Consider the following 24,247-nt stretch of genomic DNA (forward strand, 5'->3'; position numbering starts at 1 on the left):
ACTCAACATGCTTGAGTCGTGAAATGAATGATTTCAGCAGAATGCATACTTTCTCCGTGATTAACCGTAACTCAACACTAAGCCGTGGGTGAGCTTTGTCCAGCCGTCAAGCAAGACAAAAAGCAACAATTTGAAGGGGAGGGAAATCGTCATTGGCGATACCATCATCATCCCCATCGCGAGTAGGATATTCGACACAATTAGGTCAATAGCGATGAACGGTAAGTACAACAGAAAGCCAATTTCAAAAGCGCGAGTAAGCTCGCTGACGGTAAATGCGGGCAGTAAGAGCAATAAGCTGTCCGACTCTAAACGGTCTACGTACTTCTGCGGCCACAATGTGCGTGCAGCATCAGTGAAGAATATGGCTTCGGTTTCCCGAATATGCTTTTTCAAAAATTCTCGATAAGGCTGTAAACCGCTTTCAATGAGGCCTTCTACACTTGCAGAATCTTCAAGGGAGATATCATGCTGCTTTACGTAGTCGTAGGTTTCAAACCCGACGGGAGCCATGATGAAAATTGACAGAATGATAGCCAATCCGTAAAGCGCCATATTCGGCGGAATTTGCTGTACACCGAGAGCGTTACGCAGCAGTGAGAATACAACGGCGAGTTTCACAAACGACGTCGCCATCATAGCGATAAATGGGATCAGTGCCAGCAGTGCTAAGCTGACAATGAGATTGAGCTCGTCGGGTAACTGGATCATGCTGGCTCCTGCGTGCCACCGAACAGCTCCAGTACGCGCACACCTAAATGTTCGTTAACATTAACCAGTTCACACTCACCAATGATTTTGCCGTTGGCACGCAATGTTACCGGCTTAGATACAGGCTGGTTTAGCTCGAATACGTACCCTGGCTGAAGCTGGTTAAGCTGCTCTAGCGTGATGGTTTGATGGCCGATATCAAACGTGAGTTCCACAGGCAGTTGCTGGTGGTCGGTTAACATTTCTGAAGTGTTTACGTCATTCATATTGGTTTCTTTTTCAATAATGTGAAGAGTTTGGTCATCTAGCTGGCAGCGCCAGAGATTCTGGTTAGATACTTGAAAAATGGCTTGTTGCTTGGCGATGTAACCATCGTCAAAAAAGATGACATCTCCCAGCTCGAGCGAATTAAATTCGCTTAACGTCAAATGGGTCCTTCCAAGACTTAACCACACAGGTAAAGCGAGGTGTCGAGCTTGTAGAGCAGCGCTGTTTGGTAGCGCATCCAACAACACGTCTGATCCTTCGCTAACCCACAAACAAAGAGAGCCGTTAGGCTTATTGAGCGTTAACATTAAAGTATGCTCTTGGGCCTGGCTCGCCTCTAACGGCTGTAGTTGACTAAGAATGGGTAACTGACCAAATAGCGCTTTGATTGCCTCACTATGCGGTTCTATCTGTGAGCTCAAAAGTGCTAACTGGAGGGAGTTAGGCAGGGACTCAAACGCAGTAGCATTTAAGGTCGATTTCAGCCAATGTTGGAGCTGCGCACGAGAAAAGTCTACTTGTAGGGTTTGCCCTCCAATCAACGTGGTTAAACGGAACCCTTCAAATGAAGGGATTTGAGCAACAGTAATCGATACGCTCTGACCATCAGTCCCTTGGAAGTGGCACTGTTTTGCACAAAGTTGATTGCTGAGCGCGATACTTTCTGCATCCACTTTGGGTATTATTAACGGTGTCATAGGTCATTCTCCGCTTGCCATTCTTCATACACGCTGCGTTGTTGGCGTGAGTGTTGTTGTTCATGTTGTTGTTGATCGAGCTGTTGAGTTTGTTCGCTGATCGCTAAGCGAAGTGGCTGCTCACCACCGAATCGGTTTAGCCGTTCAGCAAGATCTTGTCTAGCTTGCTGGCTAATAATGGAAAGGGCATGCTCTTGTCGAATCGTCACGCTATACCCTTGAGCGTCCAACTTGATGTGGATTTCGCCACCTTTTAATTGTCCTTCACTTAGAAACAGCCGAACCTCTTTGTTGTCCGATGCGGTTGGCAGAGCAACATAGATTTTATCCACCAATTGCTGGAGTAATTGGTTTACGTCTCGCGTTGGGCTTGGTTGAGCCTGCGAAGCAACACTTTTTAGGATGACATCGCCTTGTGTTACCGCACTTGCAAGGGGTTGAGAAGGCACTTTTTCTTCATCCGTTTTAACGGCGACTAGTGCGCTTTTCGTCACGATTTTTTCAAGAGGCTTGGTTTCAGGCAGGCCACCAGTTTGGTCTGATCGTTTGCCTGTATTCTGTAGCGGCGGAGTTGCACGCTTATTGTGCGCTGTTTCAGTTTGCCTTTTCGTTAAGCCAACAATGTTAATCCCATCTTGAGCGAGCTCTGTCGCTGTCGCATTTTGGGGGAGCAAGCCAGATTCAAGCGTAGAGAGATACTCCGGCGAGGTATGTTTATCCATCGGCGTCGGTTTATCATCTTTCAAATGAGCTTGAAAGTGAGGATCAACACGCTCGGTAGAAGGGGAGCTTAGAACTGTGTCGCCATCGCTTTTTCCATCATGTTTAAGCAACTTATTGTTTTTGCTAATTATTTCTTCGCTATTTGCTGCGTCGTCTTGCGATTTCTCTATATCTCTCTTACTGACGACGTCACTTTGACCTTTTAAAGTGGAGATGTTTTTGTCAGCGTTGGCTTCTTGGTTCGATAGGTTAAGTTTCTTATCTAGACCTTGAGATGTCTTATGCCTTAGCGGTATGTCTTCTTCGCCAGTATGATTTTTTTGGGGATTCCCAACGATAGACTCCTTTCCCTTGCTAGGCTTCTTCGTCATTGCATGCTCGAATTGTGATTGAAGCTCGGCCTCCTTCTCGAGAGGCGCTTGTTCCGGCGTTGATTTGTGCAGCGTATTCGATGTTTCAGTTGTTGGGGTAATGCGCATAGTGAACCTTTAGATAATGTCGACAGTGCGAAACTCTTCCTGTTCGAGTTCTTCTTGGTATTGCCTTTCTCGCGATTTTTCCGCGACTTCTTGTTGCTGCAACTGAACGAATTTTTCTTTGGTTTTATGGGCTTGTCGCGCCTCTTTTTGCTTTTCTTTAAGTGCCGAGCGTTCGATTTCAAGCGCTTTTTTTGACTCGGCCACACGTTGTTTAAGTTCGGCTTCTCTCTCTCTTAACAACGCGATTTCTTGTCTTAATGTTTCTAGCTCTTTGAGAACGAGCGTTTGTTGTTTTGCTTTAGCAAAACGTCGCTCTTCTTCTTCCTGGCGCCAAACGTGATAGTCCGCGACAGAACGTTCGGCCTTTTGAACCTGTGCTGCGGCGTTTGACACTCGGTATTCTTGACGCTTGACGGCTTTATCCGCACGGTCAGCGCGAATTTTTTTGATTTCTAATAAGCGTTCTATCATTGTTTCGCCATCCCTTTAAGTTGAGCGATAGTGCCATCAAGATCGCTTGGTTCATGAGTGCCTTGGCGTAAAAAGGCGCGTATATCATCACTTTGTGCAATGGCCAAATCCGCTCGGCTATCTGCGCCATGTTGGTATTCGCCAATTTTTATTAGCAGTTCAACTTCTTCATACTTAGCTAACATTTCGCGAATATGAGCAGCAGACGCCTGATGATCGGATTCAACGATTTGATTCATCACTCGGCTTGCTGACCGAAGTACATCAATCGCAGGGTAATGGTTCATTGCGGCAAGTTTACGCGAGAGAATGATGTGCCCATCTAAAATGGAGCGAGTTTCATCCGCGACAGGCTCTGTCATGTCGTCACCTTCCACCAACACGGTGTACAGTGCTGTAATTGATCCTTTGTCTGATTGTCCAGCTCGTTCCATCAGCTTTGGCAAAGCGGCAAAAACGGAAGGCGGATAGCCACGTCGTGTTGGTGGCTCGCCTGCGGCTAGTCCAATCTCCCTCTGTGCGCGGGCGAAACGCGTTACAGAATCCATCAGCAGTAGCACGCGTTTACCTTGGTCACGAAAATATTCTGCGATAGAAGTGGCAACAAAGGCGGCTTTGGCGCGCTCCATTGCTGGGCGATCAGAGGTAGCGACCACTAAAACCGATTTGGCCATTCCTTCTTCGCCTAGGTCATGCTCAATAAACTCGCGCACTTCGCGTCCGCGTTCACCAATTAAGGCGAGAACGGTCACGTCAACTTCTGCGGAGCGAATCAGTTTTGCCAGTAGGGTACTTTTACCCCCGCCAGCCGCTGCAAAAATACCCATGCGCTGACCTTCACCACAGGTCAGTAGCCCATCAATGGATCGAACGCCAAGAGAGATTGGCTTTTCAATCAGTTTACGTTGCATTGGTGGTGGCGCATCGCGATAAACAGGATACCAAGCACTTGGTTCCTGACTTTGCGTACCATCGAAAGGACGCCCAAGCCCGTCAAGCGTTGTACCTAACAGGTGGTCGCCAACACCCACTTCGTGCATTTTGCCCATTGGGCTTACTTCTGTATTTGAGGAAATCCCAAACATATTTCCTAACGGGGTGAGCAGAGCGTGATGCTGCTGGAAGCCAACCACTTCCGCTAACAAAGACAGAGTTTGATCGGGATTACGCAACTCACACAGTTCACCTACACGAACGCCAGGGACGACAGCTTTGATAATGGTGCCGGTGACTTGTGTAACGCGCCCGCGAATTTGGATCAAACGCGTGTGTTTAATCGCAGATTGTTGGATATCAGTGATGTATGAGAAATCGTTCAAGGTAAAAATATGCGCAATGATTGATGCTGAGAGAATAGAAAGTATAAGAATCAATTTATAGTGAATATCAGTCGGGAGTTTTTAGAAAACTGAAAGCGCACTAAAAAAACACGTCTGATTTTGACAGCTTCAAAAAAGCGCACTTCCTATAATTCGCCTGTATTGTGCGGAAGGAGTGCAAGTGAATGAGTATTATCAACAATCATATCGCAACAAATCCAAAGTTTGATGCGTCTATCCAAAGCGGGTTGGAATCGTCTCGTCCCGACGTTTCACAAAAAGGCAATTATCGCGGTGAAACCGTCCGTGTTCACAATGCCACACAATCACTTTTTGATGCGATGGAAGAACTCACTTCACTCGGTTCCGAAAAAGCAGAGAAAGATCTGACTAAGCGCAAAGTGAAAGACAGTGGTGTTCGAGTTAATGAAGCACATGAACTCGTTTCGGACTATTTAAGAAAAGTCCCTGATCTTGAAAAGAATCAAAAGATCAAAGATTTGGCTACAAAAATGGCGGGAGGAAATATCTCGACCATCGCGCAATTACAAGCCTACTTGAATGGGTTTTCCGAGGAGAAAAGCCATCAATACCTAGCCCTAAAAGCCGTTAAAAAGTTTTTGAGTGCGAGTCCAGAAAGTAAACACCTACTAGCGCTGATTGACCAAGCACTTCTAAGAATCGAGCAAAACCCAGATACATGGTCTCAAATCGATACGGAAATCCGCGTCTCAAATTTTGCTGATGAATACAGCCAAGAGCAAGAGTTTAGCTCTTTGCATCAGCTGCGCGGCTTCTACCGCGATACCGTTCATAGTTATCAAGGGCTCGGCGCGGCTTATCAAGATGTTGTGGCGCGCTTTGGTGAGCAGGAGGTATCGACCGCTGTTGACTTTATGCTGCAAGGCATGAGTGCAGATCTTAGTGTTCAAGGTAGCAGTATCGATTCGGTTAAGTTGAAGTGGTTGATGTCCGATATGCAAAAACTCAAAACTCTAAATACGTTGCAAGATCGTGTGAGTCAGCTGTTCCAAATGTTTAAACCGGAAAGGACGAATTATGGCTTATCAAGTTTCTAATTTGATGGCTGATGTGATTGCGTTGGTAGAGCAGCGATGGGTAAGCAGTGATGAGATATGGAAAGTCGTCAACGCAATGGAATTGACGGCGGTAGAACAAAAAATCGATTTTTTTCGAGAGTTCCATAAGTTAGTTCGCGCAATCCCAATTGACGTATTCGCCGATGAAGAACAACGACAGAATTTAATCCAAGCGGTACAAAAGGCGCTAGACGAAGCCATTGATATAGAAGAAGAGGAAGCGTGGGAAGATGAGTTGGATTGATGCATCCGTCGATGAATTTTGCCGAGGAATGGGGCTCGATGCCGTCGATTTCTCATCAGCTGGACGGGTGCAGTTGGATTTTGAGCAAAGTGGTACGCTGCATATTGAGCGACAGGGTGAGCAGTTATTCTTGATGTTGTCTCGAGCGTTATCTTGGCATCAAACCAGTGACATGGTTCAAAGTGCACTGTGTTTGTGTCATGCCGATCAAGGCTGGCCTTTCGAAATTAAAACCGGCTTGTTAGATGAACAAACTCTGGTTTTTTCAGCAAGGCTAAAAGGAGAAGAAGTAACACTTCCGACCTTAGAGCAAGCGTTTACGCTTTTGGCTCGTCTACATAACGATGTGGCAGGCTCATGACTCGAGTCAGCACTTTAAACGTAGGCATCGAAGCCTTTACGCATGTTACTCATAGTGAAGTTAAGGCCGATTTCCCAGAGCGATTTCAATTGCTTCCTGATGGTCAGGCGGTCGCTACACATTTAGAGAAGCTCTATGATCTCAGGCCTTCAGACCAATATCTCATCGCGTTAACTAAGCCCAAGCTGCTGCACTCAGAGTTGTTGCGTCCAGAAAAATACCGTCAACAATTTGATGAAACGTTATCTCAGCTGCAAGTTCTTGCACAGGATTCAGGCTCCGCTTCTTTTATCAAAGCATCTGAAACGCTACAAAGTACGCAACTAGATCAGCGTTACCTCACTATGGCGCTCAATCTCCTTATTCAGGTCTAACCAACATGTTGAGATCCAAAGACATTGAACTCTTACTTGTTCACGCTGCGCTACAAGTTCAATACCAAAAGCCAGAGCATGCCATTTCTATTCTCGATGCGGTTCTAGAAATAGAACCGCAGCACAAAGAGGCGATGCAAACACTTGCTGTGGCGTGTTTACAAAGTGGTCGATATACCCGGGCGATTGAGGTGTGTGAGCACTTATTAAAATCTGACCTTCATCCTGACTCGGCAGGACTCTGGTTTTGTTTAAGCCAAGCGCGTTGGAAACAAAATGACGTCGATGGGGCACGCCAAGCGCACCGACGCTATCTGCAATCTTTAAATAGTGAATCACATGAATAAGTTGATCGATATTCTAAACAAAGTAGGGCAACGCAAAGACATCATGCTTGCGGTGATGTTACTCGCGATCGTCTTTATGATGATATTGCCACTTCCTACCGCACTGGTGGATGTGCTGATTGGCACCAACATGAGCATTGCGGTGGTGCTGCTTATGTTAGCGATTTACATCACCACGCCACTTGAGTTCTCTGCATTTCCTGCGGTGCTATTGATCACGACATTGTTTCGTCTGTCTTTATCTATCACGACAACCCGCTTGATCTTGCTACAAGGCGATGCTGGTCAAATCGTTTATACATTCGGTAACTTCGTTGTGGGCGGTAACTTAGTGGTCGGTATCGTTGTGTTCCTGATCATTACCATTGTTCAGTTTATGGTGATCACCAAAGGCTCAGAAAGGGTAGCAGAAGTTAGTGCGCGCTTCTCACTCGATGCGATGCCTGGTAAGCAGATGAGTATTGACGGTGACATGCGTGCCGGAGTAATTGACGTACACGAAGCTAGGCACCGACGATCACTGATTGAAAAAGAAAGCCAAATGTATGGCTCGATGGATGGCGCGATGAAGTTCGTTAAAGGCGACTCCATTGCGGGTCTGGTCATCATTGTGGTCAACATCTTAGGTGGCGTCACGATCGGGGTAACGCAAAAAGGCATGAGTGCTTCTGAAGCACTTGAATTGTTTGCGATTTTGACAGTTGGCGATGGTTTGGTATCGCAGATCCCGGCACTCTTTATCGCGATTACCGCCGGTATTATCGTGACGCGTGTTTCCCATGAAGACTCTTCTGATCTTGGGTCGGACATTGGTGGGCAGGTGATTGCTCAGCCACGTGCGCTTCTTATTGGTGGTGTGCTTTTGGTGCTGTTCGCACTCATCCCTGGATTCCCAAAAATCACTTTTCTGGTCTTGGCCGCCGTGGTTGGTGGTGGTGGTTTCTTCCTTTTCTATCAACAGAAAAAACAAGCGGAATCAGATAGCACCGACTTATCAAGCTTTGTTTCGCAAGGGGCCGGTTCGCCAGCAGCGAAGCCAAGCAAACCCACGCCTTCTAGAAACAGCAAAGGTAAGTTAGGTGAGCAAGAAGAGTTCGCCATGACGGTCCCGCTGTTGATTGATCTTGACGCGAGCCTTCAGGAAAGCTTGGAAGCGGTCGCATTAAATGAAGAGCTAGCAAGGGTGAGGCGCGCACTATATCTCGACCTAGGCGTGCCTTTCCCAGGCATCCACCTGCGCTTTAACGAGGGGATGCAAAATGGCGAGTACTTAATTCAGTTACAAGAAGTCCCGGTTGCACGAGGACGAATTGTTAAAGATCAACTCTTGGTGACAGAAGGGAATGAACAGATCGATTTATTAGGCGTGCCTTATGAGCAAGATGAAGATTTTCTACCCGGTATTTCTAGCATTTGGGTGGCACAGAGTTATGAGCAAAAACTCGTAGCCAGTCATGTAGGTTTTCTCACACCCGACAGAATTTTAACGTACCACTTGTCTCATGTTCTTAAGGAGTACGCACAAGACTTTATTGGTATTCAGGAGACGCGTTATCTGTTGGAGCAGATGGAAGGCAGTTATTCGGAGCTAGTCAAAGAGGCCCAGCGTATTGTTCCGTTGCAAAAAATGACGGAAATCTTGCAACGCTTGGTTTCTGAAGACATTTCTATCCGAAACCTTCGCGTGATCTTGGAAGCGATGGTTGAGTGGGGCCAAAAAGAGAAAGATGTTGTACAGCTGACGGAGTACATTCGTTCTAGCTTAAAACGTTACATTTGCTACAAATACGCGAGCGGACAAAACATGTTGCCCGCTTACTTATTGGATCAAAATCTCGAAGACACGATACGCAGCGGTATTCGTCAAACCTCAGCAGGGAGTTACTTGGCGTTAGATCCGTCAATAACGCAACAATTTGTCAGTGATGTGAAACAGACCATTGGTGACTTAAGCCGCATGCCGAATAAACCTGTGCTAGTTGTGTCTATGGATGTACGCCGATATGTGCGAAAGCTTATTGAATCGGAATACTACGATCTGCCCGTTTTGTCATTTCAAGAACTAACCCAGCAAATCAATATTCAGCCACTTGGAAGGGTGGGGATGTAATGAAAACAAAACTAATACTCTCGCTGGCGCAAGCGGGGATCGAAGTGACGCCATACTTTTGGCAACAAAGTGAAATTCAACTTGGTTATCGAATTGAAGTTGAAGGCTTAGAGCTCGTTTTTCGGGTGGAGGACGGTGAAATCATCATCGTTCTTCTGAAACGCGTTCGTCCAAAATTGGGGTTGAGTAACCCCTTTGCCGGCTTATTTCTCTTGGCTGAACATGCCATTCAACTTTATCCCTCCGATTGGGTCATTCGCGGCAACGTCGATGTGTTACGTGGTAGCAACATGAGCAGCCAGCGATTGGCACAGTTCTATCTAAAAGCATGCGGTGCAAGCCATGATGAGCTAGACGACTGGTACTGTTTACGCTTAGCAGATTATAGACCTTTGAAAAAGTTGAAAAAGTAAAAACTCACGACTGTTACTGACAGCACCGATGAGATGACCCGCTTTAAGATAGGAATCAAGATGAAGCAACCGTTTACCGATGCGATTGAGAACGCTGAGCTTGCCATTAGAAAAGCTGAAGACAGAACCGATATTTTTAACGAGCTATTGGAAGGCTTAGGTGTTGGTCCTGTTGCGGGGGATGTATTACTTGGCGGCATAAAAGCGCCAGTAGATACCATGAAACGTGCAGAGCAAGAGCTAATAGACGAAGTCCAGCGCCGCCGGCAACAACAAACTCAGCTACAAGGTACGTCAGGTAAACGCAGAAAGCGTCCCACAGTGATGCGCGGCATGATGATTTAGAGGTTTGGAAATGACGAATATGAAAACGACTGGCTCTACGACAGGAGCAACAGACACAGCTGCGAGTAGTGCACCATTACCCACTTTCCAACAAAACTTGATAGAGGCATTTACCCCTGTACTGGGTGAAGCAGAGACTCAGCAACTTGCCTCGATAATCTCTTCATTGCCAACTATCTCGGGACAAACGGAATCACAAAGCATCGCGCTTTATGTTGATACGCTTGAAAACCTAAAAGCGAAAAATAACGCGTTTGCTGGTATATCATTGACTGACACCGCATCTGTTTGGCTAAAGTCGCTACAAAGTGCTAACTCAGATGGTGAATTAACCGCAGCCGAGTTTAATGCTCAAACAAACCAAACGCTATCAAATCAGTTTCAGGCTTGGTTTAGTAAGTTACTGACGGAAAACGTAGATAGCTCGTTATCTACTGAGTTTGTTAGTCAATTTAATCTGGGCACTCAGAGTAACCAAGCGGAGCAGATCGCCAACCTCTCCGAGACAGGTCTGGCTAACGCCACCAAAGAAATTTCTCTTTTTGTTGCAGAGCTTGCTAATCAAATGGGCTCCCGTGAAGTGAGAGATGCTTCTATTTCTTTTCTTCGCAATGCCTTTAGTAGCTTAGGTTCCGTTAATCTCGCGCAACTGAAGAGCTCGGATTTTCTGTTGACTAAAGAGAGTTTCGCTCTTCAAGTCTCAGCTCAATTAAAAAGTAGTTTTCAAGGCATTGGTATTACTTTAAGCACCGATGACGCAAGTGCGCTAGCTAGCAGAATTACCTGGACTCCTGGTATTTCTAAACAGCAGCTTAAAGAAGCGTTAGATGAAATGGCCGCTCAAGTGAAAGGCCAATATAGCGCAGCTTATGGTGAGGCGAGTGGAACGAACAATCTAAAAGCAGCACTTAATACTGTCATTGGTGGAACTGAGCCTTTGACCCTTTCTAGTCTGTTCGCCAACTTCGCGGTGAGTTTAACAAATATAGAAATCGATGACTTTTACCAGGACAGCGCGATAGCCGATGTCCAAAAGACACAAATAACGGCAGCTCAAGTTAATTTGATCAAAGAAAACACCGAACGAGATATCCGATTACAGTTTGAAAAAATAGTAAAAGGTGAATCTACCGGGGCTTCATTTACTGAGCGATACGAGGCATTGCGCAAAAACTTAGGGGCATTGAAAGAGCGTCTACTCAATATCACCGATAAAGAGAAAGCGGATCGCGAGGTGAGAGCAGAGCACTCTCTAACGGCTCGTGATTTGTTGGCCGTTGTTGAGTCCAGCATTGGAGACCGTTTTGATGAGCAAGTGCTGCTTGCACTAAATGAGCGTCGTGTTAACCGTTTAGAGAAACGTAATGACCAGAAAGAGGCATTAGAGGATCTCACAATACAGCTTAAAGTTTTTGGTGTTGTGCAATCAAAAATTCACTCTACGCAAAGTGTTGATGGGGTTTATAAACCGGGATATCCAGAAAGTAACTTCAAAGCGAGTGACTTTAACTACAGCAATCAAACGGATTTTGAAGCTTCACCTGAGTACAAGTATTTGACGGATAATAAGATAACAAACCATCGAGACTTCCTTCAAACACAAGGTATTACTATCGGTGATGGTGCTTCGTACCAAGACGAAGAGAAGTCGAAAAAGCTGTCTAATTTTTCTAGTTCTGTCAGTGCTAAATCCAAGTTGCTTAACGATGAAGTGCAAATCAAAACCACTGAGCTGAACGACACCAGTTCTCAATACAACTCGACCGTTGAAGCGATGAACAAGTTTGTTCAGAAGTACCACAGTATTTTACAAGAAATCCTACGAGCCATTTAAGGATAACCAACCATGACTAAAACAAACGCGACCGATCCATCTCAAATGCAAGCAGAAGAACTGCTGTCTTTTTTGGAAGAGGGAGGCACGCTAAAAATGTTGCACGATGTGTCTCAGGACACCATCGAACACATTTATGCCGTAGGTTACAACTTTTTCCAATCGGGAAAGATTGAGCAAGCAGCGAAAGTATTTCAATTACTCAGCATGCTTGATCATTATCAGGCGCGATTTTTCATTGGCCTTGGCGCGGCTCGTCAGGAGTTGGGTGAGTATCTGCAGGCAATAGACGCCTACAGCTACGCAGCGCTAGTGGACGCAAATGATCCACGCCCACCTTTTCACTCTGCTGAATGTCACCTTAAACTGGAACAACTGACAGAAGCAGAGAGTGGGTTTTACAGCGCGAAGGAGATGTCTGCCGGAAAATCACAATATGCAGATTTGCATGAGCGTGCAGGCATCATGTTAGAAGCGGTGAGAAATAAAAAGGAGTAATTAGACTATGAGTTCTATTGCACTTGACCGCATCCAGACACAGGTTTATAGCCCTGAATCTGGCCAAGCCACGTTAGATAACGTGCAGAAAACGGCGTCTACAGCGACGCCTTCTGTGACGGTAGAAAACGTGAAGAGTAAAGATGCAGATGTACTGAACACCGGAAAAGTAAAAGTTCAGTTAGATGCACCTAACGCAGCTGTTAGTGACAAAGTGAATGATTTGACGCTAAAAGCCATGGCACAGCTGCAAAAGATCGTCGATACCATTGCAAAATCTCTCCATGCAGTTGCAGACCAAACAGGTTCGATTGCCGTCAAAATCATCGCAGGATCTGCTGATGATTTTGAAGTAGAGCTTGCTGCTATCACGGATAAACTGAAAAGTGCTCAAAACGAGCTGAAAATTCAGGAAGTGAAGGTCGCAAAAGCTAAACACGAAAAAGAGATGGTGGAAAACCAAGACAAAATCAAAGAATCGGAAGCCGCTGCAAAAGAAGCCCAAAAATCAGGCTTAGCAGCGAAGATCTTTGGTTGGATCAGTGCGGTGGTTTCTATTGTTGTTGGTGCCGTAATGGTGGCAACGGGTGTTGGTGCAGCAGCCGGTGCACTTATGATCGCTGGTGGCGTTATGGGAGCAGTGAGCATGGCGTTGCAAGAGCCAGCCGTTCAAGATGCGCTAAAAGAAGCGGGCGTAAATGTCGATGTGCTAAACAAAGTCGTAATGGCATTAGAAATCGCCGTCGCGGTTATCGGAGCTGTTGTGACGTTTGGTGGTGCAGCAGCTGGCGGTATCGCGAAACTTGCAGCGAAAGGTGCTGGTAAGGTAGCTCAAAAGGTCACGGAAATCGCTACGAAAGCCGCTGCAAACATGGCGAAAGTGGCGGATATGGGCACAAAAGCTGCGACAACAACAGCGAAAGCGATTCGTTATGGCGCAGAAACCGTCGATCTTGCCGTCAACGTGGGTAAAGGCGCAACGGACAGTGTCCACGCTGCTAACAATGCTCACGTGACAGAGATTCAGGCTGATATCACAGACCTTCGAGCCAAAATGACGTTAAGCCAGGCTGTCATTGATAAGCTCAAAGAAGAGATTGGTAAGTTGATGGAAGACTTCCAAGAGCTGATGAGCCTCATCATGCAAATGATTCAAGCGAAAAGTGAAACTATGCAAACGGTGTTAAGCCGTCCTGCAACGGTATAAGGAGTTTATTATGCTAGATAAAGTAGGCGGAACGGGTCGTGGTGAACTATACGGTTTAGGCGACACCATTAAAACCAACAAAGCAGAAAAAGCGCCGGAAACAAAGCTTGAAGCGGGCGCCGTTAAAAGCCAAAGTGAGTCAGGTGTTTCTGGTGCAGCACGCTACCAGTTAGAGACACCTAAAGCTCCTACAGTGAGTAATCAAGCTCAAGTTGTTGCAAACTTAATGAGTGCTCTTGCGCCGACGGTGAGCTCATTAATGAGCACAACGATGAAAGCACTTAACGGTGAGGAGGTGATCAAGTCACCATCAGATGCGGTATCACAATCGTTGACGCTATTAACATTGTTGTATCAAGTATCAAAGCTGAGCCGTGAGCAGCAAGTGCTACAACGTGAAATTGCTGTTGAAGCAAACGTCGCGAGTTTAGAAAGCCAAGCGGCAGAACTCAACAACTCGGCAAGCGCAATGATCGCGATGGCAGTCGTTTCGGGTGTATTAGCGGGTGCTACCGCAATTATTGGTGCCCTTGGTTCTTTCAAAGCAGGGAAAGAAATCAAGAATGAAATGGCGAGCAATAATGTACTGAAAACGCAAAAAGCTGGCTTCGATCAAGCAGAAGAGTTATTAAATAACAATAGCTTGTCTAAAACTCAGCAAGATCAGGTTAAGCGTGCGCACTCACTAGCGAAAGACAATATCGCAGACACGACAGCGCAGCTGACAAGTGGTGGCCGTAAGTTCGATAAGTTGATGAGCTCAAACCAAGCGAAGAACGCTATTCTTCAAGCTTTGGGCCAGATGGCAAACTCAGCATCGAATGTAGAGCAAACCAAAGCGCAAGCGCGCAGCAAAGATGATGAAGTACAAGCGACTCGCGCACAAGCAGCCAAACAGAAAGCCGATGAAAACATTGGTTTCCAAGAAGGCTTATTGAAAGAGCTACGTGACTTGTTCCGATCTATCTCAGATAGCCAGAACCAAGCGTGGCGAGCGTCAGTCCCAACGGTGTAACCATCCGTTTCACTAACTACAAAGCGTTGTTTATACAACGCTTTTTTTATTTCAGCTATCTAAACTAGATACGGATATTTACTGGGTGATTTGTTTGTAAAGCAATATAACGTAGTGAGTTACATTGCATAAAAGTTACTGTTTTTGTTGAACTCAGCTCAAAGCTAACAACTTCATAGTAGCCTTGTTGCGTAAAATTAAGTTAAAGTGCCATTATTATTCACAAAAAGTGTGTTTAAGAATTTTTTGTAGTGAAGGGTGTAATTAGATACTCAATAACAAAATATGGTAGTTCGACTGGTGAGTATTTGGGAACAGAATTATATAAAACTCAACTTAATAAGTAGTCGAAGATGGAAGATATCAGTTTAGCATCAGATTTAGTGATTTATCTGACTACGGTTGGAATTTTAGGTATATTTGCTTGGTTTTTGTTTGTTATTTATTTGAAATCCAAGTGGTTGAAGTATCTTGAAGATGCTCTTGATAATGGAGTTCGATACTACACTCTGAATATATTCTTATCAGGTCACGGAGTATTACAATATGGAACTGTTTTTCTGAGCACTTTTCATGCGAAACGATATAAAATGTTAGAGAAGAGGGATAAGGTTCCAATTCATATTCAACGATTGTTTGTTCTCTCATTCGTATTATTTATTTCAAGTACATCATGTCTTCTGGCTGGAGTTATAACTCATCATATTTATATAGAATAAAGGTTATTTAACAAGATTATAGTAATTTGACCTGAGTATTTCTATTTAATAGATAATTTAGAATGGACATATCAGTCTAAAGATTTAATTTTCTAGACTATACGGTTTACGCTTATATAGAGCCATTATATAACGGCAGAATATGCCAATAAAATGGTGATTACTAAGCTAACCGCCAAGGATGAGAACTCAAACGTTATCAAATTGTTAACGGTTGCTATACTTAAACGGTCATCAACACAAGTAAAAGGGATGTTCAATGTTTAAGTTTAAGCAAATCGCACTTGCGGCTTCTTTGGCGGCACTCACAACAGGCTTTTCTGCGTCTGCGGAGGAAACGTTTGTCACGATTGGTACCGGTGGCGTAACAGGGGTTTATTATCCGACTGGTGGCGCTATTTGTCGCTTGGTTAACAAATCGCGAGAAGATCACGGTATCCGTTGTTCGGTAGAAAGTACTGGGGGATCGATTTATAACATCAACACTATTCGTGCTGGTGAATTGGACCTCGGTATCGCGCAATCAGACTGGCAGTATCATGCTTACAAAGGAACCAGTAAGTTTGAAGAAAGCGGGCCTTTTAAAGAGCTACGCGCCGTATTCTCCGTTCATCCAGAACCGTTTACTGTCGTTGCACGTAAAGACGCGAACATCAAAACTTTTGATGATTTGAAAGGTAAGCGCGTTAACATTGGTAATCCTGGTTCTGGTCAGCGAGGTACTATGGAAGTGCTAATGAACCAGTATGGTTGGAGTAACGACGACTTTAAGCTTGTCTCTGAGTTAAAAGCAGCAGAGCAATCAAAAGCACTTTGTGATAACAAAATTGATGCGATGATTTATACCGTTGGTCACCCAAGTGGAGCGATTAAAGAAGCCACTACGTCGTGTGATAGTAATATCGTAACGGTAGCTGGACCTAATGTAGAAAAACTGGTTGCAGACAACAGCTTCTATCGTGTCGCAAATGTCCCAGGTGGTATGTATCGTGGCACAGATAGTGATGTTCAAACCTTTGGTGTGGGCGCGACGTTTGTTTCTTCTACTGCGGTACCAGAAGATGTGGTTTATAACGTGGTTAAAGCGGTATTTGAAAACTTCGATGATTTCCGCCGTCTCCACCCAGCGTTTGCAAACTTGAAGAAAGAGGAAATGGTAAAAGACGGTTTATCTGCGCCTCTTCACCCAGGTGCGCTAAAATACTACAAAGAAGTAGGGCTGATTAAGTAAGCGTTACTTTCTCTTATTATTGATGTAAAACGCCATCTTTCTCGATCAATGCCACTCGTTTAACCGCGAGTGGCATATTTCTATTTCTCGTCATCCTGTACAGCGACGAAGGAGCGTGATACAGGATCTTCCATCCGAGCACTTTGTGATCAAAATGGTTTCATTAGCCGCTCAGTGTAGTGCTATTAGATTCCTAACCTCGCTGGAGTGACACAAAAAATCGTTAAGCCATCTGCATTAATCTTTCGCGCTGGCGTTTTTGTAGGAGTGTTATCCACTTGTACAAGTTTTGCTTAAACATAAACATCAATGAAAAAGTAGATAGTGATGAGAATAGAAGAAAGAGCAACAAACCCTTTAACATGATTAGGATTCAGTTGACGAGAGACACGAGCTGCAAGATACCCACCTACCAACGTACCGACCAAAACAACACTACCTGTGTGCCAGTCAATGGAGCCATTGGCAACAAAAATCACGATAGCAATGAGTGAAACACACGTAGATACGAGCAATTTCAAACCGTTCATTAAATTAATGTCTTGGTGGCCAGCTACTACCAGATAGCTCAGAACAATAACCCCTAAACCTGCGTTGAAAAAACCACCGTAAGCAGAGACACCAACAAGTAGTAAACCCAACGCGATTGCTCCGAGTATGCCAGCATGTTTGTGCTCTTTCGCGACAGTTTTGATTAGCATTGTTAAACGAGAACCGATGAGAAAAAGCACGGTGGCAAATAAGAGTAACCAAGGGATGGCTTCCATAAATAGCGATTCTGGCGTGTTGAGCAACAGATATGCTCCGACAGCGCCGCCGACTAAACTGAATGAGACTGTGAACAGCAGTTCATGCTTGTTCTTCATGATCTCTTCTCTGAACCCGACGGCTCCACTAATGTAACCCGCACATGAAGCATATGTGTTTGTTGCGTTAGCCATAATAGGAGGAACACCAACTGCCAATAGAGCCGGAAAAGTAATAAAGCTTCCGCCTCCCGCTATGGAGTTAATGATCCCACCAATTACGCCAGCAACGAATAAAAGTGCTAGTTCTAAAAGCATAAGCAATCCTTGTTATGTTCTTTTTCATTGTTAGAGCTTCAGATGATCTAACCCACATGCTCTAACGTTCTGATATGAGGTTTACTTTACCCGCTCTAAAACAAAATTGTTCAGTTCTGTAACGTTTTTGATGACATGAACGGCTTTAGTTTGAGAGTACCCCTCGAGGCGAGACATAAAGTCATCATTCCAGAATGCAGGGCATTGCTGAAGAACTTTGTAGCTTTGTAACGTTCCTTTCAGTACCGAACTACCATCAGGCCATCCTTCAGGTTTAATGAATAGTCCTTTAAGGAGACGTTTCGTCACAAACCAATAGCTTACTGAGTATGGTAGATCAATATAAATGAGAGTATCGGCTGCATCTAAACGAGCGTTGAAAGAGCTGATCGGTCCAAGGCCATCTATAATCCAACGATCTGAGCTTAGTATATTGCTATGAGCTTCATCAAAAACGCTACGCTCAACGGGATCACCGTTTGGTTTATAGACTATTGAATCTAATTGATGAAGAGGAAGACCGGTAGCCGACGCGATTACTTTACTTACCGTCGATTTTCCACTGCCGGGTTTACCAAAAACTGCTATTTTTTGCATTGTGACCGCCTCCAAGAGAGCTTTTCCCATACGGTAGAGACAGAAAACCCACCGCTATGGGTGGGTTCGATAAATACTGAGCGCATCAAAAAATCCCACCATTCCTATGGAATGATGATAATTCGTTGGTTAAGTTGCGCTAAGTGTGTGTTCATACAATCACCTTCATATAACGACAGTGATTTGTCAATACCATCTGTACAACAAGCGAACGATTTGGAAGGGGGAAGATAAAGCCATCACGATGGATGGCTTTATCTAGGTTGAAAGAGACAGCGATTACTGCTCAACGCTGACTGGCTGTGCTTTAAACTTTTGAATCAGCTTTACGATTAGTGGACTTGCCAATACCAATACAGCTAAAACAGTAAAGGTAAGGGTAATAGGACGCTCCCATAGGAAACTCAGTTCTCCATCTGAAATCATTAATGCGCGGCGTAAGTTCTCTTCCATTAATCCTCCAAGGATGAAGCCCAGCAATAAAGGTGCGAGCGGGAAGTTAGCGAGCCGAAGTGCAATGGCAGCCATAGCCACAATCAGCATCACGAACACATCCATAGTGTTAAAAGAGACCAAATAAACCCCGGTGATTGAGAAGAATAAAATCATCGGTAGAAGCACCGTTCTTGGAACCGCCAAAAGCTTTGAAATGTACGGAATCAATGGTAAGTTCAGGATCACAAGTACGATGTTGCCGAAGTACATGGAAATGATCACTGACCAGAACACATCTGGGTGTTCAACAAATAGGCGAGGGCCAGGTTGAATACCATAAGCGATCAGCGCACCGAGCATTATTGCTGTTGTACCAGAGCCCGGAATACCAAGCGTTAATAGCGGTACAAATGAACCACTAGATGCTGCATTGTTCGCAGACTCTGGCGCAACCAAACCACGGATACTGCCTTTACCGAACTCATCCTTTTTCTCTTTAGGTGCGAGGTTGCGCTCCATACCGTAGCTTAAAAAAGCAGCAATGGTTGCCCCTGCGCCAGGAAGAACGCCAGTGAAGAAACCTAATATTGAAGAGCGAATTGAAACAGGCGCAACATCTTTGATTTCTTCCTTGGTCACTTTCATTGAGCCAATGTTGCTCAGCTTTTCTTGTTCTTCATCGCTGGTGTCTTTTGATGGTTTAAGGATGCCCATCAGTGTCTCACCCAGTGCGAATGTCGCCATTGCAAGCAACAAGAAGCTAAAGCCATCCATTAAATCCGTTAAACCGAAGGTAAAGCGTTCAACGCCTACGCCTTTATCGATTCCAACTGTAGATAGCATCAAACCAAGAATGGTCATCATCCACGCTTTGATTACCTGACCTTTCCCCGCAAAAGCCGCGACTGCTGATAACCCAAGTAGCATCAACGCAAAATAGTCCGACGATTGGAAGCTAAGGGAGACGCTAGCCAATGCTGGTGCGGCAACAAGCAACATAATGGCAGATAGCGTACCGCCAGTGAAAGACGAATAAGCTGCCAAAGCTAATGCTTTACCTGCCTGGCCTTTTTGAGCCATTGGGTAGCCGTCGAATGCTGTGACCACGGTTGAAGAACAACCCGGCGCGTTAATTAAAATCGACGATGTAGAGCCACCAAATACCGCACCGTAATAAACACCCGCCATTAAAATAAGGCCAGAGGAGGGCTCTAGGCCATAAGTAATTGGGATCATCAAAGCAATGGCTGAGATCGGCCCAAGTCCAGGTAACATGCCGATAAATGTACCGACGAAGCAACCAACGATCACCATCATAATGTTCATTGGCATTACTGCGGTGGATAAACCTTGTAGAATTCCATCTAACATAATTCAGTCCTTTCTTTGACTACCAGATGGTGAAAATCAAACCCGGTTCGAGATAGATGTCCAAACCTTGAGTGAGTAATAAGTAGAACGCGATCACGAATGGAAACGACGCGCCAAACAGAACGGGTTTACGTCTTTCCCCGAGCAGATAAAAGCCAGCCAATAAAAAGAAGCCAGTAGCTATCACAAAACCTAAGTAAGTCAGGCCCACGCCGTAGAGCGCCATTAAAATTAAAAAGGCAATCAGTAACTTCCAATTGAAGGTCAGCACTGCGCCACTTTGTTTATCTGGTTGTCCTGTCACCAGCAATAGCAAAGAAAGGCCGACACCAACGTAAGTCAAGATGGTTGGCAGAGTACGTGCGGTGAATGGTTCATACTCATCACCTGGAAATAATGGAATCTGCGAGGTTTGATAACCGTAGCAAAGACAGAAGAGTAGAAAGATCATTGCGCCGACGCGGTCACGACAGAGCAAATACTCTTTGGTGAAAAAGTTGGTTGAACGAGGCATATTCAACTCCTAACAAAAGTAAAAAAGACCGCATATGGACGTCAATGAATAAACTAAACCATTAACAATTAAGCATTTCGCTGCTAGTCGAGCCGCTTTGGGTATATAAACAAAGGAGTGTGCATGCCGATTGTCGACAATGTCCATATGCGGTGAAACTTAGAGTGCAAATACAATGGGGAAATACCAACTTACGTTATTCATTGAGGTTGGTATCTGAGGGACCCCAATTCGATTGTTACTTCAGGAAGCCTAACTCGCGCATTAAGTCACCCATCTGTTGCTCTTGATCTTCAAGAAACGCGAAGAATGCTTTATCCGCTTTATAGTTGTCGATCCAACCATTGCGGTCTCGAACGACTTGCCATTCGTCGGTGTTATACATTTTAGTAAATGCGGCATTCCATTCATCTAGCTTTTCTTGGCTTGTGCCTGGTGCTGCAAAGAATCCACGCCAGTTAGCAAAGACAGTTTCATTACCATATTCGGTGAGAGTTGGAATATTAGGCGCAGCTTCTAAACGTTTTGGTGCTGTAATCGCTAACACTTTCACTTGCCCAGACTTAGACATTTCGAGTACTTCACCTAGCCCTGTAGAGAGCAGTTGTGTTTCGCCTGAAAGTAGGGCTGCCATGGCTTTTCCACCTGCATCATAGGCAATGTAACGAACTTTACGCGCATCAAAACCTTCACCTTTGAAAGCTGCTGCTATAACCAAATGATCCATAGAACCACGAGCAGAGCCACCAGCAACCTTCACCTTACGTGGGTTTTCTTTAAAAGCTTTAACGACATCTTCCCAAGAGCTATAAGGAGAATCGGCTGATGTAACAATGGCGCCATAATCGGCAACCGTTGCGGCAACAGGAGTCAAGTCGCGGAAAGATTGTGGGAAGATCCCACTGAGCGAGCGAACGACGATCGGTGTTGAGTTCACCATGAGTGTATCTTCTTGACGATCAGCCGTTTCAATCAAATGTGCGATTGCTTTGCCACCGCCACCACCAGATAGGTTTTGAAATGATACGGTTTCGACGATGTCTGATTTTATTAATACATCACCAGTACCTCGGGCGGTCATGTCCCAACCGCCACCGGCACCTCCAGGGATAAGAAAGTGCATTTTTTCAATATCTGCAGCAAGAGCGTTGAATGAAAATGAAGCTGCGATGATTGAAGCGGCGAGCGTTGGTTTGAGTACCTTTAACATGTTCACGTTCCTTATGTTAGCGACTCTATTTAGTTGAGCCTTATTGTTTTTGCTCAGTTGTCATGCCTTGTAAGCGTTAAAGCTGAACTTGGTGTAAAGGTTAATTAAGTGTTAAATATCTGTCTGTAAAAGAGATATAAAGAGAATATTGAGCATTTCGGTTATTTTGTTCATAAAGTTCACGGCGAGAAGTTGGTGTTAGGTCACGCGGCTTTACGCTTTGGTAGGCCATAATTAAATGACGGAAAATGAACGAGGAAAAGAGAATGAAAGGGACGTGTTTGTGCGGCGCAATTGAAGTCATCGCTGAGGTTAAAAATGAGGTTAGCCTGTGCCATTGCTCTATGTGTCGAAAATGGTCGAGTGGCGCACTTCATGCGGTGCATTGTGGGTCTAACGTGACGTTTAAGGGGGCCGAGCCAAAGCGTTATCAATCGTCTGACTGGGCGGTGAGAGGTTTTTGTGGCGAATGCGGCACAAACCTTTTCTATCATTTGTTGCCGACAGGTGAGTACATTCTTTCCGCTGGTTTGTTCGATAACCCAGATTTCAAACTCACTTTAGAGATTTTTACCGATGAAAAGCCAGCTTATTATGACCTCAATTCCGCTTCACAAAAGATGACTTCGCAACAAGTCTTTGATCAATTTGTACCTAAAGAATAGTTTTTTATCCGATTATTGTTCGACAGCTGAGCTTTTAGTTTTTAGATCATAAGCTTAAAGGTTTATAAGTTGTCGACAATGTGAACTCACCATTCTTTATTTCTGCTAAAAAAGGCACTTAACGGGCATTTTAGGCCCATTTAAATTACGACCTTAGTCTAAATTGTCGACAATTTACTTGATTGTCGACACTTTGATCGACTACTTTATATTCAGGTTAAGAAATTGTAGACATTTCGATGTCGGTAACAAGAGTATCTGAATATGAACTCTGAGTTGAAAGCTCGTTATAAAGTGCTGGGTTCTGAGAAAGAACACACCAAATCCGAAACGCTGACCGAAACACTCATTGAAGTCATTGTTAATGGCGACGTGAAGCCTGGCCATAAGATATCAGAGCCTGAGCTAGCAAAGAAATATCAAGTCAGTCGTGGGCCTTTGCGTGAAGCATTGATGCGCTTAGAGGGGCTAGGGCTCATCGAGCGAATTCCTCATGTTGGGGCCAGAGTGACCACTTTTTCTCCGGAAAAGCTGATAGAACTTTATGCAGTTCGAGAAGCATTGGAAGGCATGGCGGCAAGGTTAGCTGCGCGACACATTACGCAAGAAGAGCTCTTAAGCTTGGAAATGCTATTGTCGACACATTCCAAGCATATAGACCAAATGGAAGGCGCGTCTTACTTCCATCAACATGGTGACTTTGATTTTCACTATCGCATCATCCAAGCGAGCAGAAACAGTAAGTTAATATCTCTGCTGTGTGATGAACTCTATCACTTATTACGGATGTATCGTTACCAGTCGCCACGTGCGCAATCTCGCCCGAATGAGGCGCTCACCGAACACAAATTCATTTTGGAAGCCATTCGCAATCGCGATGAAGAGCTTGCAGAAATGTTGATGAGAAGACACATATCAGGAAGTCGAAAGCTCATCCAATCTCAAATTATACATACAGGAAGTTTAGACAAAGACTAGAAGGAATTCGTCATGAGCTTAACACCGGGAGCGAAATTCAGACTCGCCATTGAACAAAATAATCCACTACAAATTGTCGGCACTATAAACCCGTATTGCGCCATGATGGCAAAAAACTTGGGTCACCAAGCGATCTACTTGTCTGGTGGTGGTATCGCAAATGCGTCATACGGATTGCCGGATCTCGGTATCACAACATTAAACGACGTTTTGGTTGATGTTGACCGTATTACTAACGCATGTGATTTGCCTCTTTTGGTTGATATCGACACGGGCTTTGGCGGTGCATTTAACATTGCTCGCACGATCAAAGCGATGGAAAAAGCGGGCGCGGCAGCGGTGCACATGGAAGACCAAGTCGCACAGAAACGTTGTGGTCATCGTCCGAACAAAGCAATAGTCAGCCAGCAAGAGATGGTTGATCGTGTAAAAGCCGCGGTTGATGCACGCAATGATGAAAGTTTCGTGATTATGGCTCGTACTGACGCGTTAGCTGTTGAAGGCATGGACAGCGCAATCGAGCGCGCGATTGCGTGTGTGGAAGCTGGCGCAGACATGATCTTCCCAGAAGCGATGAACAAGCTGGACCAGTACCTTCAGTTTTCAAATGCGCTTGAGCAAGCGACCGGAAAGCACGTTCCTATTCTGGCGAATATTACAGAATTTGGCGCGACACCGCTGTATGGCTGCGATGAGCTAGCGAAAGCAAAAGTGGACATGGTGCTTTATCCATTAAGTGCGTTCCGTGCCATGAACAAAGCTGCTGAAACGGTCTACAAACATTTGCTAGAAGTGGGTAATCAGGAAGCACTGGTTGATTCGATGCAAACACGTAAAGAGTTGTATCAGCACCTGAATTACCACGACTACGAAGACAAACTTGACCAGTTATTCTCTGAAGGGAAATAGCGGGGGAAAAGCAAAAATAAACGGAAGCCCAAGAAAAA

General features: G+C 44.9%; 27 protein-coding genes. 17 read left to right on the forward strand and 10 right to left on the reverse strand.

The features are described 5' to 3' along the window. Positions 1 to 60: 60 nt before the first annotated feature. From vscR to vscN, 5 genes are read right to left on the reverse strand one after another with little or no spacing between them, the layout of a single operon-like run. On the reverse strand, positions 61 to 711 hold the full coding sequence (gene vscR, locus J4N40_RS08025) for a SctR family type III secretion system export apparatus subunit VscR (protein WP_005377232.1): 651 nt from the start codon (positions 709 to 711) through the stop codon (positions 61 to 63). Continuing rightward, the gene (vscQ, locus tag J4N40_RS08030; RefSeq protein WP_025768125.1) at positions 708 to 1,676 is read right to left on the reverse strand and encodes a SctQ family type III secretion system cytoplasmic ring protein VscQ; all 969 of its coding nucleotides are present in this window, start codon (positions 1,674 to 1,676) and stop codon (positions 708 to 710) included. Before vscQ ends, vscR begins: the two co-directional genes overlap by 4 nt. Then, the gene (locus J4N40_RS08035) at positions 1,673 to 2,878 is read right to left on the reverse strand and encodes a type III secretion system needle length determinant (protein WP_206947069.1); all 1,206 of its coding nucleotides are present in this window, start codon (positions 2,876 to 2,878) and stop codon (positions 1,673 to 1,675) included. The genes vscQ and J4N40_RS08035 overlap by 4 nt, the downstream gene beginning before the upstream one ends. Before the next feature lie 9 nt (positions 2,879 to 2,887). Continuing rightward, positions 2,888 to 3,349, reverse strand: a complete 462-nt coding sequence (locus J4N40_RS08040; protein ID WP_005377236.1) for a type III secretion protein — start codon at positions 3,347 to 3,349, stop codon at positions 2,888 to 2,890. Beyond that, positions 3,346 to 4,668, reverse strand: a complete 1,323-nt coding sequence (gene vscN, locus J4N40_RS08045; RefSeq protein WP_182039224.1) for a SctN family type III secretion system ATPase VscN — start codon at positions 4,666 to 4,668, stop codon at positions 3,346 to 3,348. The genes J4N40_RS08040 and vscN overlap by 4 nt, the downstream gene beginning before the upstream one ends. Positions 4,669 to 4,853: 185 nt before the next feature. Between vscN and sctW the strand changes: the two genes are divergently transcribed. The 14 genes from sctW to J4N40_RS08115 all read left to right on the forward strand — a co-directional run bounded on the left by sctW (position 4,854) and on the right by J4N40_RS08115 (position 16,466). Beyond that, entirely contained in the window at positions 4,854 to 5,747 is an 894-nt protein-coding gene (gene sctW / locus J4N40_RS08050) for a type III secretion system gatekeeper subunit SctW (protein WP_213886842.1), read from the forward strand. Continuing rightward, complete coding sequence (locus J4N40_RS08055) at positions 5,728 to 6,012, forward strand: TyeA family type III secretion system gatekeeper subunit (protein ID WP_170893405.1); 285 nt, start codon at positions 5,728 to 5,730, stop codon at positions 6,010 to 6,012. The genes sctW and J4N40_RS08055 overlap by 20 nt, the downstream gene beginning before the upstream one ends. Then, a complete protein-coding gene (gene sycN, locus J4N40_RS08060; protein WP_250654456.1) occupies positions 5,999 to 6,373 on the forward strand; it encodes a type III secretion chaperone SycN in 375 nt (124 codons plus the stop codon). Before J4N40_RS08055 ends, sycN begins: the two co-directional genes overlap by 14 nt. Next, positions 6,370 to 6,747, forward strand: coding sequence for a type III secretion system protein VscX (gene vscX / locus J4N40_RS08065; RefSeq protein ID WP_017821329.1), 378 nt, complete (start codon positions 6,370 to 6,372; stop codon positions 6,745 to 6,747). The genes sycN and vscX overlap by 4 nt, the downstream gene beginning before the upstream one ends. Before the next feature lie 5 nt (positions 6,748 to 6,752). Next, positions 6,753 to 7,094, forward strand: a complete 342-nt coding sequence (vscY, locus tag J4N40_RS08070; RefSeq protein ID WP_005377248.1) for a type III secretion system chaperone VscY — start codon at positions 6,753 to 6,755, stop codon at positions 7,092 to 7,094. After that, complete coding sequence (gene vcrD, locus J4N40_RS08075; RefSeq protein ID WP_284694804.1) at positions 7,078 to 9,204, forward strand: SctV family type III secretion system export apparatus subunit VcrD; 2,127 nt, start codon at positions 7,078 to 7,080, stop codon at positions 9,202 to 9,204. The genes vscY and vcrD overlap by 17 nt, the downstream gene beginning before the upstream one ends. Then, complete coding sequence (locus tag J4N40_RS08080; protein ID WP_053304394.1) at positions 9,204 to 9,617, forward strand: LcrR family type III secretion system chaperone; 414 nt, start codon at positions 9,204 to 9,206, stop codon at positions 9,615 to 9,617. The genes vcrD and J4N40_RS08080 overlap by 1 nt, the downstream gene beginning before the upstream one ends. A 60-nt stretch (positions 9,618 to 9,677) precedes the next feature. Then, positions 9,678 to 9,962, forward strand: a complete 285-nt coding sequence (locus tag J4N40_RS08085; RefSeq protein ID WP_005377254.1) for an LcrG family type III secretion system chaperone — start codon at positions 9,678 to 9,680, stop codon at positions 9,960 to 9,962. A 10-nt stretch (positions 9,963 to 9,972) separates the two neighbouring features. After that, positions 9,973 to 11,796: a virulence-associated V antigen gene (locus tag J4N40_RS08090; protein WP_054576991.1), complete on the forward strand. Its 1,824-nt coding sequence runs from the start codon at positions 9,973 to 9,975 to the stop codon at positions 11,794 to 11,796. 12 nt (positions 11,797 to 11,808) lie between these two features. Next, complete coding sequence (gene vcrH / locus J4N40_RS08095) at positions 11,809 to 12,294, forward strand: SycD/LcrH family type III secretion system chaperone VcrH (protein ID WP_250654457.1); 486 nt, start codon at positions 11,809 to 11,811, stop codon at positions 12,292 to 12,294. 7 nt (positions 12,295 to 12,301) lie between these two features. After that, positions 12,302 to 13,501 carry a type III secretion system translocon subunit VopB gene (gene vopB / locus J4N40_RS08100; RefSeq protein WP_005377260.1) on the forward strand — a complete coding sequence of 400 codons (1,200 nt, stop codon included), beginning with the start codon at positions 12,302 to 12,304 and terminating at the stop codon, positions 13,499 to 13,501. 10 nt (positions 13,502 to 13,511) lie between these two features. Next, a complete protein-coding gene (gene vopD / locus J4N40_RS08105) occupies positions 13,512 to 14,516 on the forward strand; it encodes a type III secretion system translocon subunit VopD (protein ID WP_005377262.1) in 1,005 nt (334 codons plus the stop codon). A gap of 353 nt (positions 14,517 to 14,869) precedes the next feature. Continuing rightward, positions 14,870 to 15,235: a hypothetical protein gene (locus tag J4N40_RS08110; protein WP_017821699.1), complete on the forward strand. Its 366-nt coding sequence runs from the start codon at positions 14,870 to 14,872 to the stop codon at positions 15,233 to 15,235. Positions 15,236 to 15,494: 259 nt separating this feature from the next. After that, positions 15,495 to 16,466, forward strand: coding sequence for a TAXI family TRAP transporter solute-binding subunit (locus tag J4N40_RS08115; protein ID WP_005388171.1), 972 nt, complete (start codon positions 15,495 to 15,497; stop codon positions 16,464 to 16,466). Positions 16,467 to 16,759: 293 nt separating this feature from the next. Here J4N40_RS08115 and J4N40_RS08120 read toward each other — a convergent pair whose 3' ends face one another. The 5 genes from J4N40_RS08120 to J4N40_RS08140 all read right to left on the reverse strand — a co-directional run bounded on the left by J4N40_RS08120 (position 16,760) and on the right by J4N40_RS08140 (position 21,657). Continuing rightward, the gene (locus tag J4N40_RS08120; RefSeq protein ID WP_017633772.1) at positions 16,760 to 17,530 is read right to left on the reverse strand and encodes a sulfite exporter TauE/SafE family protein; all 771 of its coding nucleotides are present in this window, start codon (positions 17,528 to 17,530) and stop codon (positions 16,760 to 16,762) included. An 81-nt stretch (positions 17,531 to 17,611) separates the two neighbouring features. Continuing rightward, on the reverse strand, positions 17,612 to 18,127 hold the full coding sequence (locus tag J4N40_RS08125; RefSeq protein WP_017633773.1) for a P-loop NTPase family protein: 516 nt from the start codon (positions 18,125 to 18,127) through the stop codon (positions 17,612 to 17,614). 279 nt (positions 18,128 to 18,406) lie between these two features. Then, positions 18,407 to 19,933: a tripartite tricarboxylate transporter permease gene (locus tag J4N40_RS08130; RefSeq protein ID WP_005388177.1), complete on the reverse strand. Its 1,527-nt coding sequence runs from the start codon at positions 19,931 to 19,933 to the stop codon at positions 18,407 to 18,409. A 19-nt stretch (positions 19,934 to 19,952) separates the two neighbouring features. Then, complete coding sequence (locus J4N40_RS08135; RefSeq protein ID WP_005388179.1) at positions 19,953 to 20,447, reverse strand: tripartite tricarboxylate transporter TctB family protein; 495 nt, start codon at positions 20,445 to 20,447, stop codon at positions 19,953 to 19,955. A 238-nt stretch (positions 20,448 to 20,685) separates the two neighbouring features. Further along, positions 20,686 to 21,657: a tripartite tricarboxylate transporter substrate binding protein gene (locus J4N40_RS08140; RefSeq protein WP_005388181.1), complete on the reverse strand. Its 972-nt coding sequence runs from the start codon at positions 21,655 to 21,657 to the stop codon at positions 20,686 to 20,688. Positions 21,658 to 21,923: 266 nt separating this feature from the next. Here J4N40_RS08140 and J4N40_RS08145 point away from each other — a divergent pair, with 266 nt between their 5' ends. From J4N40_RS08145 to prpB, 3 genes are all read left to right on the forward strand, one after another. Beyond that, a complete protein-coding gene (locus tag J4N40_RS08145; RefSeq protein WP_054576992.1) occupies positions 21,924 to 22,322 on the forward strand; it encodes a GFA family protein in 399 nt (132 codons plus the stop codon). Between the two features lie 264 nt (positions 22,323 to 22,586). Further along, entirely contained in the window at positions 22,587 to 23,300 is a 714-nt protein-coding gene (locus J4N40_RS08150) for a GntR family transcriptional regulator (RefSeq protein ID WP_250654458.1), read from the forward strand. A 12-nt stretch (positions 23,301 to 23,312) separates the two neighbouring features. Next, positions 23,313 to 24,209 carry a methylisocitrate lyase gene (gene prpB / locus J4N40_RS08155; RefSeq protein ID WP_005388185.1) on the forward strand — a complete coding sequence of 299 codons (897 nt, stop codon included), beginning with the start codon at positions 23,313 to 23,315 and terminating at the stop codon, positions 24,207 to 24,209. Positions 24,210 to 24,247: the final 38 nt, after the last annotated feature.

It is taken from the genome of Vibrio sp. SCSIO 43097, from assembly GCF_023650755.1.
Taxonomy (GTDB): domain Bacteria; phylum Pseudomonadota; class Gammaproteobacteria; order Enterobacterales; family Vibrionaceae; genus Vibrio; species Vibrio alginolyticus.